12 protein-coding genes and 1 pseudogene are annotated in these 16,448 nt (G+C 60.8%); all 13 read left to right on the top strand.

All coding sequences use genetic code 11. From position 1 onward, the window contains the following. The first annotated feature begins 183 nt into the window (after positions 1-183). The 13 genes and pseudogenes from ACVTFQ_RS32945 (at position 184) to tpiA (ending at position 16,387) form a co-directional block, all read left to right on the top strand. On the top strand, positions 184-1,215 hold the full coding sequence (locus ACVTFQ_RS32945) for an ABC transporter substrate-binding protein (protein WP_161991478.1): 1,032 nt from the start codon (positions 184-186) through the stop codon (positions 1,213-1,215). Positions 1,216-1,301: 86 nt separating this feature from the next. Continuing rightward, positions 1,302-2,798 (top strand): sugar ABC transporter ATP-binding protein, encoded by a 1,497-nt coding sequence (locus tag ACVTFQ_RS32950; protein ID WP_077768141.1) that lies wholly within the window; start codon positions 1,302-1,304, stop codon positions 2,796-2,798. 22 nt (positions 2,799-2,820) lie between these two features. Beyond that, positions 2,821-3,783: an ABC transporter permease gene (locus ACVTFQ_RS32955; protein WP_012475959.1), complete on the top strand. Its 963-nt coding sequence runs from the start codon at positions 2,821-2,823 to the stop codon at positions 3,781-3,783. A gap of 1 nt (position 3,784) precedes the next feature. Further along, a complete protein-coding gene (locus ACVTFQ_RS32960) occupies positions 3,785-4,738 on the top strand; it encodes an ABC transporter permease (protein WP_012475960.1) in 954 nt (317 codons plus the stop codon). A gap of 22 nt (positions 4,739-4,760) precedes the next feature. After that, positions 4,761-5,444, top strand: coding sequence for an SGNH/GDSL hydrolase family protein (locus ACVTFQ_RS32965; protein ID WP_012475961.1), 684 nt, complete (start codon positions 4,761-4,763; stop codon positions 5,442-5,444). 81 nt (positions 5,445-5,525) lie between these two features. Further along, positions 5,526-7,028, top strand: coding sequence for a glycerol kinase GlpK (gene glpK, locus ACVTFQ_RS32970; RefSeq protein ID WP_012475962.1), 1,503 nt, complete (start codon positions 5,526-5,528; stop codon positions 7,026-7,028). Positions 7,029-7,045: 17 nt separating this feature from the next. Then, complete coding sequence (gene glpD, locus ACVTFQ_RS32975) at positions 7,046-8,581, top strand: glycerol-3-phosphate dehydrogenase (protein WP_077768140.1); 1,536 nt, start codon at positions 7,046-7,048, stop codon at positions 8,579-8,581. Positions 8,582-8,646: 65 nt separating this feature from the next. After that, positions 8,647-10,605: an acetate--CoA ligase gene (gene acs / locus ACVTFQ_RS32980; RefSeq protein WP_077768139.1), complete on the top strand. Its 1,959-nt coding sequence runs from the start codon at positions 8,647-8,649 to the stop codon at positions 10,603-10,605. A 21-nt stretch (positions 10,606-10,626) separates the two neighbouring features. Continuing rightward, positions 10,627-11,211, top strand: a complete 585-nt coding sequence (locus tag ACVTFQ_RS32985) for an adenylate kinase (protein WP_012475965.1) — start codon at positions 10,627-10,629, stop codon at positions 11,209-11,211. A gap of 885 nt (positions 11,212-12,096) precedes the next feature. Then, a pseudogene (locus ACVTFQ_RS32990) lies at positions 12,097-13,473 on the top strand (methyl-accepting chemotaxis protein); the annotation flags it as partial. 98 nt (positions 13,474-13,571) lie between these two features. Beyond that, entirely contained in the window at positions 13,572-14,579 is a 1,008-nt protein-coding gene (locus ACVTFQ_RS32995) for a class 1 fructose-bisphosphatase (RefSeq protein WP_012475967.1), read from the top strand. Then, positions 14,580-15,620, top strand: coding sequence for a class II fructose-bisphosphate aldolase (gene fba / locus ACVTFQ_RS33000; protein ID WP_012475968.1), 1,041 nt, complete (start codon positions 14,580-14,582; stop codon positions 15,618-15,620). 14 nt (positions 15,621-15,634) lie between these two features. Continuing rightward, positions 15,635-16,387 carry a triose-phosphate isomerase gene (gene tpiA / locus ACVTFQ_RS33005; RefSeq protein ID WP_077768138.1) on the top strand — a complete coding sequence of 251 codons (753 nt, stop codon included), beginning with the start codon at positions 15,635-15,637 and terminating at the stop codon, positions 16,385-16,387. Positions 16,388-16,448 lie beyond the last annotated feature (61 nt).

Here is a 16,448-nt window from a genome sequence, read left to right on the forward strand (position 1 = left end):
AACTGAACATAGCCAGCCCAGTCATCCAATGGCTTTGGCCCGCGATTAAAGCCGCTTCAGCGGCCTGGATAAATGTGTCTCCGTGGCAATGGAGATCCGACGTCGAGAGGACGACGGTGTTTGAGCAAGGGAGGAAATCTCGTGAACGGCTATGTGAAATCTATCCTCGGGGCTACGCTTTTGATGGCGTCGACCGCGGGCCCGCTATGGGCGGATGAAGTCAAGTTTATGGACGGCATCACGCCGAAGGCTGGCGACAATCCGCAGACGGAAGCCGGGAAGTACAAGAAGGACTGCGGCTGGGTTATCGGCATGAGCGATTTTGGCGTCAACGCCAACACTTGGACCGTTCAGGTTGCTCACGAATCGGAAGCGGCGGCCGCAGCCAACAAGTGCATCAAGAAGTTCATCCTGCTCGACGCCGGCTTTGACCAGAAGAAGCAGGTTGCCGACATCGAAGACCTGATCGCCCAGAAGGTCGACGCGATCATCGTGCAGCCGGTCACCTCCACCTCCGCAAACGCCTCCATGAAGAAGGCGATTGCCGCCGGCATCCCGGTCATCGTTCATACCGGTCGCGTCGAAACAGAAGACTACACGACCGAGATCCAGGGCGGCGCCGAGCACTTCGGCAAGGTCATGGGCGACTGGCTCGTCAAGACCGTCGGCGATAACGGCAAGATCTGGGTTCTGCGCGGTCTCGCCGGTCATCCGGAAGACACCAACCGCTATAATGGCCTTCTGGAATCCCTCAAGGGCACGAACGTGAAGATCGTCGCCGAAGAGCACGGTGACTGGCAGTACGACAAGGGCAAGAGCGTTTGCGAAACGCTTTACCTGAACAGCCCCGATGTCGATGGCATCTGGTCGTCGGGTGCCGACATGACGCGCGCCTGCGTCGACGTCTTCAAGCAGTTCGGCGCCAAGATCCCGCCGATCTCCGGAGAAGGCAACAACGGCTTCTTCGGCCAGTGGATCCATGACGGCTTCCAGTCGATCTCGGCTGAATATTCGCCGGCCCAGGGCGCCGAAGGCGTGCATGCCGCTGTCGCACTGCTGGAGGGCAAGCAGCTCTACAAGCACTACGACTACAATCCTCCGGGCTGGGACCTGGAGAAGGTCAAGAAGTATTACCGCGACGATCTCTCGGCGAACGTCTGGTGGCCTTCCCAGCTCTCCGAGGACGACCTGAAGAAGTATTATACCAAGAACTAAAATAGCCTCCCAAGGCGCATCCGCCGGTTTCATTCCGGAACCGGCGGATGGTGACCGAGCGGAGCTGCATGGATTGGGAGGAACGAATGGCCAACCTTATAGAAATGTCGAACATTTCAAAGTCGTTTGGCGGAAGTCTGGCACTGGATAGAGTGTCGCTGGAGCTCTTGCCGGGTTCCGTCCATGCCCTGATGGGCGAGAATGGCGCTGGCAAATCGACGCTCATGAAGATCCTCGCGGGCGTTCACCAGCCTGATAGCGGCGAGATCTTCAAGAACGGACACAAGATCGCCTTCCTCAATCCGAAAGAGGCGCTCGACTTCGGCATATCGACGGTCTTCCAGGAGATGACGCTTCTGGCGAACCTGACGATCGCCGAAAACATGTTTCTCGGGCGCGAGCCCGTAACGCGCTTCGGCACCGTCGACTACAAACGGATGAATGCCGAAACCGGAAAGGCGCTGAAAGAGCTGTCGCTCGATCTTGATCCGCGGACGCTGGTTTCGAACCTCACGATTGCCGAACGGCAATTCGTCGAAATCGCCCATGGCATCAAAGCCGATGCCTCGATCTTCATTCTCGACGAGCCGACCGCCGCACTCAACGCCGCTGACGTCGAGATCCTCAACAAGCATATCCGCCGACTGCGCGATGCGGGCAAGGCCCTCGTCTACATCTCGCACCGCATGGATGAAATTTTCCAGATATGCGACACGGTCACGGTTCTGAAAGACGGCAAGCTGATCGGCACGCGCCCGCTTTCGGAAATGACGCCGACATCGCTGATCGCAATGATGGTCGGCCGGGAATTGAAGGACCTTTTCCCGGCAAGGAACGCCTCGGCAGCCTGCGAACCGATGCTCGACATCAAGCACTTCAAGATCGGCGCTTCGTCAAAGCCGTTCTCACTGCATGTTTGCAAGGGTGAGATCGTCGCACTTGCCGGGCTCGAAGGACAGGGTCAGCAAAAACTCCTCCGCTCGCTGGTCGGCAAATTCCAGCCGTTTTCCGGCACGATCACACTGAACGGAAAATCGCTGGCCTTGCCCGTGCCGAACGAGAACGGTGTGCGCAAGCTGCAGCAGATGGGCGTGGGCTTCATTCCTGAGGACCGCAAGGAGGAAGGCTTGTTCCTCAACCTCCCGATCGCGCACAATATCGAGATCGCGCTCCATTCGGCACGAGCAGGATTTTCCCCCGCGAAGAACTATCGCAAGCTCGTTGCCGACACGATCAAGCGGCTCAACGTTCGCACGATCAATGCGTCCGCGCCCGTCGGCGCGCTCTCCGGCGGCAATCAGCAGAAGGTCCTGCTTGGCCGCTATATCGCCGCCAATCTCGACATCCTCCTGATCGAGGAGCCGACGCGCGGTGTCGATATCGGCGCCAAGTCTGAAATCTACAAGCTGCTTCGCGACTTCACGCAGAACGGTGGGGCCGTGCTGGTCCTGTCGAGAGAAACTGTCGAGCTCATCGGCCTTTGCGATCGCATCTATGTCGTCCATGGCGACACGGTCGTTGCCGACATGCCCGCCGCCAAGGCGACCGAGCACGACATCCTCGACGCCGCCTTGAGCGCGTGAACGCCAACAGAGAACCAATCCGATGACCAAGACCCTCACAAGACTATTCAAGGGAAATCAGAGCCGCCAAGGTCTCTGGATCGTTCCCCTGCTGATCACGATCGTTCTCAGCATCGCTCTGATCATTCAGACGGACCAGTTCCTGAACCGGGAAAATCTGTTCAACCTGGTCGCGCAGGCAATGCCGCTCGTCATCACCGCGGTCGGTCAGCTGTTCGTCATCCTCGTCGGCGGCCTCGACCTGTCCGTCGGCTCGCTGATCAGCTTCACGACGGCCATCCTCGCGCTGGACGCTCCGGGCTACATCACGATCCCGGCAGTCTTCCTGCTGGCGGCCCTGCTCGGCCTGACCAACGGCATCGTGATCACTCGTCTCAACGTCCATCCGATCATCGCGACACTGGCGATGCAGTACATCGTCCTCGGCGCTGCGCGCATCTTGCGTCCGGTCTCCGGCGGGACCATTCCGGATGTCGTCATCAGCTCGGTCTCGGGGTCGTTCCTCGGCATCCCCATGCCGATATTCTGGGGCATTTGTGTCGCCCTGGTCGCCTGGAAACTGCTCTACGGCTCGCGGTTCGGCCTGCATCTCTTCGCGATCGGCGGCGGTATTGCCAGCGGCGTCGAAGACGCGACGCGCAACTTCGGTGTTGCCGACAAGCGCAACGTCATCCTCGCCTATGTTGCCTGCTCGTGCTTCGCAGCCCTTGCTGGCGTGTTCCTGGCCGGCCGCATCGTTTCCGGCGATCCAAATGTCGGGCTTCTCTTCGAACTCGACGCGATCACCGCCGTCGCCATTGGCGGCACGCAACTCTCCGGCGGCGTCGGCAGCCTGCAGGGAACGATTATCGGAGCCCTGGTACTGGCGCTCCTCTCCAACGGCATGAACCTGGTCAACGTTTCGCCGTTCATTCAGACGGCGATCAAGGGCGGCATCCTGCTCCTTGTCGTCGGTTTCCAGACACGCAAGAAGATGGGGCTCTAAGATGTCAGCCTTCGCAAAAAATCCCGCAATTCAGCGAATGCTTAAGATTGCGCCCGCCTATTATGTCTTTGCATTGCTGCTGATCGTCCTGTGGGTCTCGCGCCCGCAGATGCTGAACGCAAATGTCATGGGCATCTTCATTCGCCAGGTCGCCCCGCTCGGCGTCCTCGTTCTCGGGCAGTTGCTCGTCATGCGGGTCAAAAGTATCGACCTCGCCGGCGGCGGCGTCATCCTGCTCGTCAACTACTTCATCTCGTCCGGCCAGTTTCCCGGAATGTCGGCGACCGGTTTCGTGCTGCTCGCGCTCTTCACGGGCACCGCGATCGGGCTGTTCAACGGTTTCATGGTGGGCAAGCGCCGCGTCTCGGCTGTTATCGTGACGCTTGCGGTCAGCATCATCCTCGTTGGTGCCGTGCAGTTCCTGTCGAGCGGCAAGCCGCCGGGTAACGTGCCGAGCTACTTCAACGATATCTATAACGTCAAACTCGGCCCGCTGCCCCTCCCGGTCCTGTTCTGGGTGGTGCTGACCACGCTGCTGTCCCTGCTTCTGTCGAGAACGGTGTTCGGCCGTTACGTGACCTCGGTCGGCGCAAACGCGGAAGCAGCGCATTTCTCAGGCGTACCCGTCGAACGCACCGTCGTCGTGGCGCATACGCTGGCAGGCCTGATCGCCGGCATCGCGGCTCTCGTTCAAACGGCTTCGATCGCAGTCGGAAGCGTTCGCGTCGGCCTGGATCTGCCGATCCTTTCTGTTGCCGCAACCATTCTCGGCGGCGTGGTCTTCGGCCGCGGCGAAGGCGGCGTCTGGGGACCGTTCTTTGGTGTCCTTTCGTTCGCGCTCCTCTTTGTCGTGATGACGTCGTTCGGCGTCAGCGACTCCGGGAAGCTCATCGCGCAAGGCCTCATCATTCTCCTTGCGGCCATTTTCTACGGCCTCAAGGCGCGTACCAACTAGTCGTCATCGGAGGAGTAATGACATGGCAGAAAGCCGCTCGATATTGTGTTTTGGGGACTCACTGACATGGGGATGGATTCCGGTACCCGAGTCGTCGCCGACACTCAGATACCCCTTTGAACAACGCTGGACCGGCGCAATGGCCGCAGCACTCGGTGACGGCTATACGATCATCGAGGAAGGCTTAAGCGCCCGCACCACGAGCGTCGAGGATCCGAACGATCCCAGGCTGAACGGCAGCGCCTATCTGCCGATGGCGCTCGCCAGCCACCTGCCGCTCGATCTCGTCATCATCCTGCTCGGCACCAACGACACCAAGTCGTATTTCCGCCGCACGCCTTACGAGATCGCCAACGGCATGGGCAAGCTTGCGGGACAGGTTCTGACTTCGGCCGGCGGCATCGGCACGCCCTATCCTGCCCCGAAGCTTCTGATCGTCTCGCCGCCGCCGCTCGCTCCCATGCCTGACCCATGGTTCGAAGGCATGTTCGGCGGTGGCTACGAAAAGTCCGTCGAACTTTCAAAGCAGTACAAGGCGCTCGCCAACTTCCTGAAGGTCGACTTTCTCGACGCCGGCGAGTTCGTCAAGACCGATGGCTGCGATGGCATCCATTTCTCGGCTGACACGAATATCACGCTCGGCCAGGCAATCGCAGAAAAGGTCAAGGCGATTTTCTCTCAAGAGGCGAAGAAAGCTGTGGCCTAGCAGCGTTCCGTCGCCGGCCGCCAGGCGCCATCCTCCCAGGCGGCTGGCGGTCCTTTTCCGCAAACAAGATTTGAGGCTCCCATGACCGGCTATGTTCTGGCGATCGACCAGGGGACGACGTCCTCCCGAGCCATCGTTTACGGCCCCGATGCCCAGCCGATCGCGATCGATCAAAAAGAGATATCACAGTCGTTTCCGAAGTCGGGTTGGGTCGAGCACGACGCCACCGAAATCTGGGATTCTGTTGTTGAGACCTCCCGTACCGCTCTCGCGCGAGCCGGCATCGAGGCGCGCGACGTTGCGGCGATCGGCATCACCAATCAGCGCGAAACCTGCCTCATCTGGGAGCGGTCGACGGGCAAGCCGATCCATCCGGCGATCGTCTGGCAGGATCGCCGCACCTTCGGCGCATGCGAGGTCCTTCGCGCAGACGGGTTTGGCCCGCTGATACAGGAAAAGACCGGCCTTCTGCTCGATCCCTATTTCTCCGCCACCAAGATCGCCTGGATCCTCGACAATGTCGACGGCGCGCGGCGTGCGGCCGAGAATGGCCAGCTGCTGTGCGGCACGATCGACACTTATCTCACCTGGATGCTCACCGGCGGCGCCGTGCACGCGACGGACGCCACCAACGCGTCGCGCACCTCGCTGTTCGATATTCGTCAGAATCGCTGGGACGACGAATTGCTGGGCGCCTTCAGAGTCCCGCGGGCTCTCTTGCCCGAGGTCAAGGATTGTGCCGACGATTTCGGCCAGACGGTTGCCGCCCATTTCGGCGCTCAAATTCCAATCCGGGCGCTCGCGGGCGACCAGCAGGCGGCTCTGCTTGGTCAGGCCTGCCTGAAGCCCGGAATGCTCAAATCGACCTATGGCACGGGCTGCTTCGTGGTCCTGAACACCGGCGATCAGATCGTCAGATCGTCCAATCGTCTGCTGTCGACCATTGGCTATCGCCTCAATGGCAAAACGACTTATGCACTTGAGGGTTCGATCTTCATGGCGGGTGCCGCGGTTCAATGGCTGCGCGACTCCCTGAAGCTCATCAAGGCGGCCGACGAGACGGGCCGTCTCGCGCATCTGGCCGACGAACAGGAAGACGTTTACCTGGTGCCGGCATTCACCGGGCTCGGCGCGCCGCACTGGAATTCGCAAGCCCGTGGCGCGATTTTCGGCCTAACGAGAGGCACGGGGATCGCCGAGCTTTCGCGGGCGACGCTGGAATCCGTCTGCTACCAGACGCGCGATCTCCTCGAGGCGATGGCCTCCGATTACCCGATGGACGTCAGGGGTGCGACCCTGCGCGTCGATGGCGGCCTGTCGGGCAGCGATTGGGCCATGCAGGCGCTGGCCGATTGCCTCGGAAGCGTCATCGAGCGGTCGCAAAGCCAGGAAGCGACAGCTTACGGAGTTGCGGCACTCGCCGGCGCGCAAGCGGGCGTCTGGCCCGATCTTCAGACCTTTGCCGCGAACTGGAAGGCAAAGCGCAGCTTCACCCCCAACCTCAACACTGACGAGCGGGCGCGACGCTATCGGAAATGGCGCGCCGCCGTTGCAAGCACGCTTTCCTATGCGGCAACGGCGTGACGTTACGGGAGACCGACATGGCAGATAAGATCCACGACCTGTTCGTAATCGGCGGCGGCATCAACGGTTGCGGGATCGCGCGCGACGCGGTCGGTCGCGGCTATTCGGTCGCGTTGGCGGAGATGAACGACTTTGCATCCGGCACATCATCGGGTGCCACCAAGCTCATCCATGGGGGCCTGCGTTATCTCGAACATTACGAGTTCCGGCTGGTGCGTGAATCGCTGATGGAGCGCGAAGTGCTCTGGGCGATGGCGCCGCACATCATCTGGCCGATGCGCTTCGTGCTGCCCTACCAGAAAGGCGGCATCCGCCCCGCGTGGCTGATCCGGCTCGGGCTCTTCCTTTACGACCATCTCGGCGGCCGCAAGCTGCTGCCGCCGACGGCGGTACTCGACATGCGCCGCGACGAGGCGGCCAAACCGCTGAAGGCGCTCTTCTCCAAGGCGTTTGAATATTCCGACGGCTGGGTCGACGATGCCCGCCTCGTGGTGCTCAATGCCCGCGACGCCAGCGACAAGGGCGCGCTGATCATGCCGCGCACCAAGGTTGTCTCGGCGCGGCGCGAGAACGGGCTCTGGACGATCGAGACGGTGGATACGGTCTCCGGGATCGCGGCGGTTCACCGCGCACGCATGCTCGTCAATGCGGCCGGTCCCTGGGTCGACCATGTGATCCGCGGCGCCTTCGGCAAGAATGAGGCGCGCAACGTCCGTCTCGTCCAAGGCAGCCATATCGTGGTCAAGAAGAAGTTCGAGGGGCCGCGGGCCTATTTCTTCCAGAACCCCGACAATCGCATCATCTTTGCCATTCCCTATGAGGACGAGTTCACGCTGATCGGCACCACCGATCGCGACTTCAGCGGCGATCCGAAGGACGTCAGGATCTCGCAGGAGGAGACGGAATACCTCTGCAAGGCGGCGAGCGAATATTTCAAGGAGCCGGTCAGGCAGGACGATATCGTCTGGACCTATGCAGGGATCCGCCCGCTTTTCGACGACGGCGCCACCAAGGCGCAGGAGGCAACCCGCGACTATGTGCTGAAGCTTGACGGCTTCGTCGGCAGCGAGGTCAACAGGGCTCCGCTCCTCAACGTCTTCGGCGGCAAGCTCACCACCTACCGGCGTCTGGCAGAGCACGCGTTGGAGAAGATCGGTGAGGCGATCGGCACCAAGGGGGCTCCCTGGACGGCCAAGAGCCATCTGCCGGGCGGCGACTTTCCGGTTCAAGGCTACGAGGCGGAGGTCACCAAGCTTCACAAGGCCTATCCATTCCTCGCCGCTTCGCATGCGCGCCGGCTTGTCCGCCGCTATGGCACAAGAGCATCCGTCCTTCTCGGCACTGCCGGGAAAATCGAGGATCTCGGCCGGTTGTTCGGGTCCGATCTCTACGAAGCCGAAGTGCTCTACCTGATGGCGCACGAATGGGCGCGCACGACGAATGACATTCTCTGGAGACGCTCGAAGAAGGGACTGCATCTCAGCCACAGCGAAGTGGCCCTTCTCGACCAATTCATTTCTGAGATCATCCAGCGGCAGGTTGCCGCGCAGTGAGATTTTTCGGCGGGCCGTAGCGCATCGATCATGCCGGCCGGCCGCCTGACATTTGAGGAGTTTTGATGTCGGACAAGATTTATCCGGTCACCAAACCGGTGGAGAGCCATGCGCTGATCAATAAGGCCGAGTACCAGGAATGGTACGAGGAGAGTGTCGCTAGCCCCGAGCAGTTCTGGGGCAAACACGGCAAGCGCATCGACTGGTTCAAGCCTTACACCCGCGTAAAGGACACCTCTTTTACCGGGGATGTCTCGATCAAATGGTTCGAGGACGGTGAGACCAATGTCTCCTACAACTGCATCGACCGGCACCTCGCAACAAACGGTGATCAGGTCGCCATCATATGGGAAGGTGACGATCCATCGCTCGACAGGAAGGTCACCTACCGCGAGCTTTACGAGCACGTCTGTCGTATGGCGAACGTCTTGAAGAAGCACGGGGTCAAGAAGGGCGATCGTGTCACTATCTACATGCCGATGGTGCCGGAAGCGGCCTATGCGATGCTCGCCTGCGCCCGCATCGGCGCAATCCATTCCGTGGTGTTTGGCGGCTTCAGTCCCGAGGCGCTGGGTGGCCGCATCGTCGATTGTGAATCGACCTTCGTCATCACCTGCGATGAGGGCCTGCGCGGCGGCAAGCCGGTTCCGTTGAAAGCCAATGTCGACAAGGCGATCGACATCGCCGCGCGCGGTCATGTCATGGTCAAGAACGTGCTCGTCATCCGCCGCACCGGCAGCCCGCTCAGTTGGGCGCCGGGCCGCGACCTCTGGCATCACGAGGAAGCAGCCACTGTTTCGGCCGACTGCCCGCCCGAGCCAATGAACGCCGAGGATCCACTGTTCATCCTCTATACTTCAGGCTCGACCGGCAAACCGAAGGGCGTTCTCCACACCACCGGCGGCTATCTCGTCTACGCCTCGATGACCCACGAATATGTCTTCGATTACCAGCACGGCGATATCTACTGGTGCACTGCCGACGTCGGCTGGGTCACGGGACACTCCTATATCGTCTACGGACCGCTCGCCAACTGCGCAACGACGCTGATGTTCGAGGGGATCCCGACATTCCCCGATGCCGGCCGGTTCTGGGATGTGATCGATAAGCACAAGGTCAACATCTTCTATACCGCCCCGACCGCAATCCGTTCGCTGATGGGCGCCGGCGATGATTTCGTCAAACGATCCAGCCGATCCAGCCTGTGGTTGCTTGGCTCGGTCGGCGAGCCGATCAACCCCGAAGCCTGGGAATGGTACTATCACACGGTCGGCGACGGGCGCTGCCCTGTTGTCGATACCTGGTGGCAGACGGAAACCGGCGGCATCATGATCACGCCGCTGCCGGGTGCGACCGACCTGAAGCCAGGCTCGGCCACTCGGCCCTTCTTCGGCATCAGGCCGGAGCTCGTCGATGCCGAAGGCAAGCTCATCGAAGGGGCCGCCGACGGCAATCTCTGCATCGCCGACAGCTGGCCAGGTCAGGCGCGTTCCGTCTATGGCGATCACAAGCGCTTCATCCAGACCTACTTCTCCACCTACGAGGGCAAGTATTTCACCGGCGACGGCTGTCGCCGTGATGCCGACGGCTATTATTGGATCACAGGTCGCGTCGACGACGTCCTCAATGTCTCCGGCCACCGGCTGGGGACGGCGGAAGTCGAGTCCGCCCTGGTTTCGCATCACCTCGTGTCCGAAGCCGCTGTCGTCGGCTATCCACACAACATCAAGGGCCAGGGCATCTATTGCTATGTCACGCTGATGGCGGGCAGCGAAGGGTCCGAGGAGTTGCGCCAGCAGCTGGTCAAGCATGTCCGCGCGGAAATCGGCCCGATCGCGTCGCCTGATAAGATCCAGTTCGCGCCGGGCCTGCCGAAGACCCGCTCGGGAAAGATCATGCGCCGCATTCTGCGCAAGATCGCCGAGGACGATTTCGGGTCGCTCGGCGACACCTCGACGCTTGCCGATCCCGCTGTCGTCGACGATCTGATCGTCAACCGCCAGAACAGGGCCGAGGCGGCCTAGACCGAAGGAAAGGACTATCCCATGAGACTGATCCTGATGGGCCCGCCCGGGTCCGGCAAGGGGACCCAAGCCAAGCGCATCTGCGAAAAGCTCGGCATCCCGCATCTATCGACCGGCGATATCCTCCGGGCCGAGGTCAAGGCGGGAACGCCCCTCGGTTTGGCGGTCGCGGCCACCATGGCAGCCGGCGGGCTCGTTTCCGACGATACCGTCTCGGCGATCGTCGCCAACCGGATTGCCAGTCCGGAAGCTCAGCGCGGATTCGTACTCGACGGGTTTCCGCGCACGATTTCGCAGGCGGCGTCGTTGGATCAATCGCTCGGGGAGCATTCCCTGACTGCTGTCATCGAGCTCGTCGTCCCGGAGGAAGAACTTTACGACCGCATCTGCCGAAGGGCGGCAGAGTCTGCCGGCGCACAACGCGCCGATGACAATGCGGCGACATTGGAACTGCGCCTCAAGGCGTATCGGGCCGAGACCCTTTCGGTGAGCGAGTTCTACAAGGGTCGGTCGCCCTACTTTCAGGTCGACGGCCTCGCCGTTCCCGAGGAAGTGACCGCCCGGATTCTGGAGATCCTGGAGTCGGCCGCGGCCGAATATTCCTGAGACATTACTAATTCGAGATCAATTTTACCGGATATTCATTCACTCAGAATAATTATTATGGGACCTCGTTATCTTGGGTGGAGAATCATGAGCATTCATTTTGACTTCCTGCTGTTGCGCGGACCGATCCGGACTAAAATCTTTTGTCTGCTGACGCCGATACTGATCGGCATCGCAGGCTTGAGCCTCGTCAACTATCTCTCAGGCAACATGCTGAATACCCAGCTCGCGAGCAGTTCGAGCGGGATGGTCACGCTGTCTGCGATCAAACAAGCCCAGGACGGGATGAACTCCTTCCTGCTCGAGGCGACCGAGGCCAAGCGCGATGCGCTGAAGGCGCTGCTCGCAGACCAGAGCGCTAAGATATCGACGAGCCTGTCCTTCGCTCAAGAGCAGGATGAACGGCAGAGCCTGGTTGCCGCCGGGACGATTGCCGAAGAGGTCTCCAGGACGATCGACGGCCTCTGGGACATGCACAGCGACGAGAGGAAACTGCGGGAAGGGATTTCCAGCGATCTCGCAACCCTGTCGGATGTGCAGTCCAAACTGCAGACCTATCTGAACATTCCCGCCGATCAGGCGGCAGCACAAGCGGCGACCGCCGAAACGCTGAACAAGATCAATTCCATGAACTACGAACTTCGGATCGCCGCTTCCGACTTTCTGGGTGGAATGAACGACGATACCCTCAAGAAGGTGAAGGGCCGTCTCAAGGGCCTGGGCTTCTATCTGGGCAAGGTCAAGGAACAGCATGCCGCCAACGGTCCTATCCAGGAACTGGCCAGCAAAGCCATCGACGTGATCGGCGGGACCTCGGAGAGGTTCGACCAGCTCCTCGTCAAGGTCGGAGAACGTGACGCCGCCTTCAAGGCTGCGAGCGCCAGCATGAATGACGCCTGGAACAAGATCCTTCTATTCGCCGACATCCAGCGCGGCCATGCCTCCGCGGCCCAAGACCAGGCGCAAACCATATCCTTAGTGACGACCGTGATCGCCCTGCTCTTCGGCTGCGTCGCCGGCTATCTGCTGCTCAGAACCATCAAGTCTCCGATCGAAGCGCTCACGGCCTCCATGAAGGCGGTTGCATCAGGCAAGCTCGATGAAAAGATCGGCAGCGTCGAAACGCGCGACGAGATCGGCGAGATGGCAAGGGCGCTTGATGTCTTTCGCCACAACGCGCTCGAAAAGATCCGCGTGGAAAATGAGGCGGAACAGTCGAGGTCACTCGCGCGCCAACAGCGCCAGGAAGACGACCTCCGCAAGACCCGCGATGCGGCTGCCATCAGTAACGCTGTCGAGGCGGTTGCATCCGGCCTGCACAAGCTGGCGAGCGGCGATCTGACCGTGACCATCGGCCGTCCCCTCGATGGTGAGCTCGATCAGCTTCGGCAGGACTTCAATGCCTCGATGCTGCACCTGCAGGCGACGATGCGCCAGATCCGCGACAATGTCGAAATGATCCAGGGCAACGGCAACCAGATGGCCGAGGCGGCCGAGGATCTTGCCAAACGGACTGAGCAGCAGGCTGCTTCGCTCGAAGAAACGGCAGCCGCCGTCGACGAGATCACCGTCACGGTTCGCTCGTCGGCGGAACGTGCCAAGGATGCCGACCAGATCGTCCGCCAGGCCAAGCAGAGCGCCGACGATTCAGCCATCGTCGTCAACAATGCGATCGATGCGATGGGCCGGATCGAAGAAGCCTCCCGCCAGATCGAGCAGATCACCGGCGTCATCGACGAGATCGCCTTCCAGACCAATCTGCTGGCGTTGAATGCCGGCGTCGAGGCGGCACGCGCCGGCGATGCGGGCAAAGGCTTTGCCGTCGTTGCCCAGGAGGTGCGTGAACTGGCGCAGCGCTCCGCCAAGGCGGCCAAGGAGATCAAGGTCCTCATCAACAAGTCGACGGCCGAGGTCAATACCGGCTCGCATCTGGTCCAGGAAACCGGTTCGGTCCTTGCGAAGATCAGCTCGCAGATCGTCACGATCAGTCAGCATGTCGAGACGATCGCCCGCGGCAGCCACGATCAGTCGAGTGCGCTGCAGGGGGTCAACTCGACCGTCAATCAGATGGACCAGATGACACAGCACAATGCGGCTATGGTCGAGGAAACGACGGCCGCGAGCCGCGAACTCGCCTCTCAGGCCGACAGCCTGCTGGCCCTGGTTCAGCAATTCAGGATCGAAGGAAATGCACGAGAATTTGGGTTCTCAAACGCCGAGGAGTTGTCGCACCAAAGACCGGCCAGCCAGAGCGCGGCGTGAGGTCGCCACCGAATTACATTGGCCGGACAGAACTGCGTCTGAAGCGGAGTAACGAAATCGGATCTCACTGGATTTACGAGACAGGTTGAAACATCGACATGACAATCACACCGGACATAGAACTTGGCGCTTATCTCCACGAGACGAAAGTCGATCCTGCCCTGGCAAGCTTGGTTGAAAGCATAGCAGCCTCAGCGATCGTTGTTGCCGATCACCTGAAGGAAGCAGCCTTTCAGAACCATATAGGCAGCTCCGGCACGACGAATGTCCAGGGTGAAGATCAGAAGCTCCTCGATGTCCTGGCCGATCGTGTGTTTCGCGAAACATGCGGCGAGGCGGTCTCGCTTGCTGCCTATGTTTCCGAGGAGGCGGAGGAGGTCACGTGGTTGAAACCTCCAGCCGCTGGCGACCTCATCCTTTACGTCGATCCGCTGGACGGCTCATCGAACCTTGAAGTCAACCTTTCCGTCGGTTCGATCTTTGCGGTGAGTCAGGTCCAGGCGGACGGCGACACCAATGTTCTACGCAAGGGGCGAGAGTATCTCTGCGCCGGCTATGCCATCTATGGCCCCTCGACGCTCTTCGTTATCACATTCGGCCTCGGCGTGGTCGGCTTCACGCTGGATCCGTCTGACGGGCAATTCAAACTGACCAACGCGCGCATGCGCGTGCCGACGGAAACGACCGAGTTTGCCGTGAATTCGTCGCGCCAGCGTTTCTGGGATGAGCCGATCCGACGCTATGTCGACGAATGCCTTGCGGGATCGGCAGGGCCGCGCGGACAGGACTTCAACATGCGCTGGACCGCCTCGATGGTGGCCGACGTCCATCGCATTCTGACCCGCGGAGGGGTGTTTCTCTATCCGGCGGACGAGTCCAATCGCCGCGCCGGCGGCAAGCTGCGCCTGATGTATGAAGCCAATCCCATGGCGTTCCTCGTCGAGGCGGCCGGCGGTGCAGCATCCACCGGAACCGAAGACATCCTTCGCATCCAACCACAGGCTCATCATCAGCGCGTGTCGGTGTTGCTCGGCTCGAGCAACGAAATCCAACGCCTGGTGCAATTTCACCAAATCCATCACTCGCAAGAGGAGATCGGCTCTTAAATGGCTCTCGTCACCCTTCGTCAATTGCTCGACCACGCCGCCGAGAACGGCTACGCCATCCCGGCTTTCAACGTGAACAACATGGAGCAGATGCTCGCCATCATGAAGGCTGCTGATCGTACCGACAGCCCGGTCATCATGCAGGCAAGCCGCGGCGCCCGAGCTTTTGCAGGCGACGCGACGCTGTCGCATCTGATCCGTGCGGCGATCGAGATGTATCCGCATATCCCGGTGTGCATGCATCAGGACCACGGCAATTCGGCGTCGACCTGCATGTCGGCAATTCTTGCCGGCTTCTCCTCGGTGATGATGGACGGTTCCCTCTCTGAAGATGGGCGCACGCCTCTCAGCTTCGAAAATAATGTCGCCGTCACGGCCAAGGTTTCGGAGATGGCGCATCTGGTCGGCGTCTCCGTCGAAGGAGAAATCGGCCATCTCGGCTCGTTGGAAAGCGGCCGCGGCGAAGCAGAAGATGGGCACGGCTTTGACGGCGAGCTCAGCCGCGACATGCTTTTGACCGATCCGGAAGAGGCTGCCGAGTTCGTGCGCTTGACGAAGGTGGATGCGCTCGCCATCGCCATCGGCACGTCTCATGGCGCTTACAAATTCTCCCGGAAGCCGGACGGCGACATCCTTTCCATCAAGCGCCTGAAGGAGATCCACGCCCGCCTGCCCGATACCCATCTCGTCATGCATGGGTCGTCGTCCGTGCCCCAGGAATTGCAGGAACTGATCAACGCGCATGGCGGCGAGGTCAAACCGACCTATGGTGTTCCGGTCGAGGAAATCCAGGAAGGCATCCGCCACGGCGTTCGCAAGGTGAATGTCGACACCGACCTTCGATTGGCGTTCACGGGGGCGATCCGCCGCGTCTTTGCCCTTCATCCCGGGGAGTTCGATCCACGCAAATACCTCGCCCCGGGCATCGAGGCGATGGCAGCGGTCTGCGGCGACCGATACGAGCAGTTCGGCGCCGCCGGACATGCCTCCGCCATCAAGCCCTTGCCGCTTGCCGAGATGGCGAAGCGATATAGCCACTAACCGGGGGCAAGAACTTGAGTAACACTCCCCGCCGGCTCATCGTCGGCAACTGGAAAATGAACGGGCTTACGGCCGATCTCGCCGAGATCGAAAAGGTCGCCTGGAACATCGGCGAGCTGAATGCGGATGTGGCTATATGTCCTCCGGCAACGCTCCTGCAATCCGCCGTGAGGATAATCGCCGGAAGCCGGCTTCTTCTCGGTGCCCAGGATTGCAGCGCTCAGGAAGCTGGCGCCCATACCGGCGACATATCCGCCAGGATGATCGCCGATTCCCGCGCCCGCGTCGTCATACTCGGTCATTCCGAGAGGCGGCAATATCAGGGCGAGACGGACGCGATGGTCAGGCGCAAGGCCGAGATTGCGGTGAGCGCCGGCTTGATGCCAGTAATTTGCGTCGGTGAGACAGAAGCGGAGCATCTCCGCCAGGAGACGCTTACTGTCCTCAAAAACCAGCTGCAGGGTTGCCTGCCCGCCGAAATGAACGAGCTCGCCTTGGTCATAGCTTATGAGCCGGTCTGGTCGATTGGGACCGGTCGGCTGCCCGAACAAAGCGAAATTCTCGCCGCCCATGCCTGCATCCGATCCAGTCTGATCGATGCCTATGGATCGATCGGTGCACAGCTCAGGATCCTCTATGGTGGATCCGTCAAACCTGAGAATTCGGCCGAGATTCTTGCTCTTGAAAATGTCGACGGTGTTCTGGTCGGCGGCGCCAGTCTGCGCGCGGAAAGCTTTCTTCGGATCTGCGAGGCAACCGGGAGGTAGGTCACCAGTCGTTCCGCTGCGGAAGTCAGGGGCAAACCCATCGGGCGGATCGTTCGCCCTG

Source organism: Rhizobium sp. O111, from assembly GCF_055616315.1.